This is a genomic window from Streptomyces sp. NRRL WC-3549, assembly GCF_000721935.1.
In the GTDB taxonomy this organism is placed as follows: domain Bacteria; phylum Actinomycetota; class Actinomycetes; order Streptomycetales; family Streptomycetaceae; genus Streptomyces.
In genome coordinates this window covers 134,130-136,313 of sequence record NZ_KL585391.1, presented here as the reverse complement: position 1 = coordinate 136,313, position 2,184 = coordinate 134,130, and the positions used below count along the sequence as shown (strand labels likewise).

General features: G+C 72.3%; 3 protein-coding genes and 1 pseudogene. 3 read left to right on the top strand and 1 reads right to left on the bottom strand.

The features are described 5' to 3' along the window. The 3 genes from IH13_RS0109205 to IH13_RS0109195 all read left to right on the top strand — a co-directional run. The coding region (locus IH13_RS0109205; protein WP_031082744.1) for an HIT domain-containing protein at positions 1 to 124 on the top strand (124 nt) is incomplete at its 5' end. A gap of 15 nt (positions 125 to 139) precedes the next feature. Next, positions 140 to 1,048, top strand: coding sequence for a ribonuclease Z (locus IH13_RS0109200; RefSeq protein WP_031082742.1), 909 nt, complete (start codon positions 140 to 142; stop codon positions 1,046 to 1,048). A 17-nt stretch (positions 1,049 to 1,065) separates the two neighbouring features. Continuing rightward, a complete protein-coding gene (locus IH13_RS0109195) occupies positions 1,066 to 2,058 on the top strand; it encodes an adenosine deaminase (RefSeq protein ID WP_031082741.1) in 993 nt (330 codons plus the stop codon). On the opposite strand, the pseudogene IH13_RS42150 reads toward IH13_RS0109195, so the two are convergent. Next, positions 2,043 to 2,184: pseudogene (locus IH13_RS42150) on the bottom strand (MFS transporter); the annotation flags it as partial. The gene IH13_RS0109195 and the pseudogene IH13_RS42150 sit on opposite strands and share 16 nt — an antisense overlap.

The following is a 2,184-nucleotide window of genomic DNA, read 5'->3' as shown; positions in this document are numbered from 1 at the left end:
CGAGAAGATCGTCGAGAGCGGCTACCGCATCGTCCTCAACACCGGTTCCGGCGCGGGCCAGACCGTCTTCCACGCACACGCGCACGTCCTGGGCGGGCGCGGCATGCAGTGGCCCCCCGGCTAGAGCGGCCCGCACATCGTGTCCGTACGTGAGCTCGTCGTCCTCGGCACCGCCAGCCAGGTCCCGACCCGGCACCGCAACCACAACGGCTACCTGCTGCGCTGGGACGGCGAGGGCATCCTCTTCGACCCCGGTGAGGGAACCCAGCGCCAGATGCTGAGGGCGGGCGTCGCCGCCCACGACATCGACCGGATCTGCGTCACGCACTTCCACGGCGACCACTCGCTGGGCCTGGCCGGGGTGATCCAGCGCATCAACCTGGACCAGGTCCCGCACCCCGTCACCGCCCACTTCCCGGCGAGCGGGCAGCACTTCTTCGACCGGCTGCGGTACTCCACCGCCTACCGTGAGACCGTGGCGCTGGCCGAGGCGCCCGTCGCCGCCGACGGGGTCCTGGCCACCACCGACGCGTACACCCTGGACAGCCGCAGGCTCTCGCACCCCGTCGAGTCCTACGGCTACCGGCTGACCGAGCCCGACCGGCGGCGGATGCTCCCCGGGAAGCTCGCCGAGCACGGCATCGCGGGGCCCGACGTCGGACGGCTCCAGCGGGACGGGGTCCTGGGCGGTGTCACGCTCGACGAGGTCTCCGAGCCCCGCCGCGGCCAGCGGTTCGCGTTCGTCATGGACACCCGGCTCTGCGACGGCGCCTTCGCACTCGCCGAGGGATGCGACATGCTGGTCATCGAGTCGACGTTCCTCGACGAGGACGGCCGGCTCGCCGCCGACCACGGCCACCTCACCGCCGGACAGGCGGCCCGGGTGGCGAAGGAGTCCGGCGTGCGGCACCTCGTGCTCACGCACTTCTCCCAGCGCTACCACGACCCCGGGCTCTTCGAGCAGCAGGCCAGGGCAGCCGGCTTCGAAGGTGAACTGACCATCGCCCAGGACCTGATCACGGTCCCCGTACCCACCCGCCACCAGTGACCAGTTACGAGAACCCCGTGCACCTCCCCAAAGCAGAGCTCCACCTCCACATCGAAGGGACCCTCGAACCCGAGCTGGCCTTCGCCCTCGCCGCCCGCAACGGCGTCGACCTGCCCTACGCGGACACCGAGGAACTGCGCACCGCCTACCTCTTCGAGGACCTCCAGAGCTTCCTCGACCTCTACTACGCCCTCATGGCGGTGCTGCGCACCGAGGACGACTTCGCCGAGCTGGCCGACGCCTACCTCGCCCGCGCCGCCGCCCAGGGCGTCCGGCACGCGGAGATCTTCTTCGACCCGCAGGCCCACACCGCCCGCGGTGTGCCGATCGGCACCGTGATCGAGGGACTCGGCAGGGCGCTGGAGCGCAGCGAGGAGACGCACGGCGTCTCCACCCAGCTGATCATGTGCTTCCTGCGCGACGAGTCCGCCGAGTCGGCCCTCGCGACCCTGGAGGCCGCGAAGCCGTACCTGCACCGCGTCAGCGCCGTCGGCCTCGACTCCGCGGAGGTGGGCCACCCGCCCGCCAAGTTCCGCGAGGTGTACGAGGCGGCCGGCGCCCTCGGCCTGCGCAAGGTCGCCCACGCCGGCGAGGAGGGCCCGCCCGCGTACATCCGGGAGGCCCTGGACGTCCTGGGCGTCGAGCGGATCGACCACGGGCTGCGCTGCATGGAGGACCCGGAGCTGGTGGAGCGGCTGGCCGCCGACCGGGTACCGCTCACGCTCTGCCCGCTGTCCAACGTACGGCTGCGCGCCGTCGACACCCTGGAGGAGCACCCGCTGCGGGCCATGATGGACGCCGGACTGCTCTGCACGGTCAACTCCGACGACCCCGCCTACTTCGGCGGATACGTCGGCGACACCTTCCAGGCCGTCCACGAGGCGCTCGGCCTGGACCGTGAGCAGCTGCGCACCCTGGCCCGCAACTCCTTCGAGGCGGCCTTCCTCGACCACGACGAGGAGCGCAGGGCGCGCTACCTCGCCGAGGTCGAGGCCTACGTGTTCGACTGACCGCCGCCGGCCGCCGCCCGGAACGCACTGCGCACCAGCCGTCTGCGCCGCAGCCCGGGCACGCTGATCTCCGCCACGGCCTGCTCCGGCGCACCCACCTCGGGGACCGCGCCGGGCAGGCTGCCG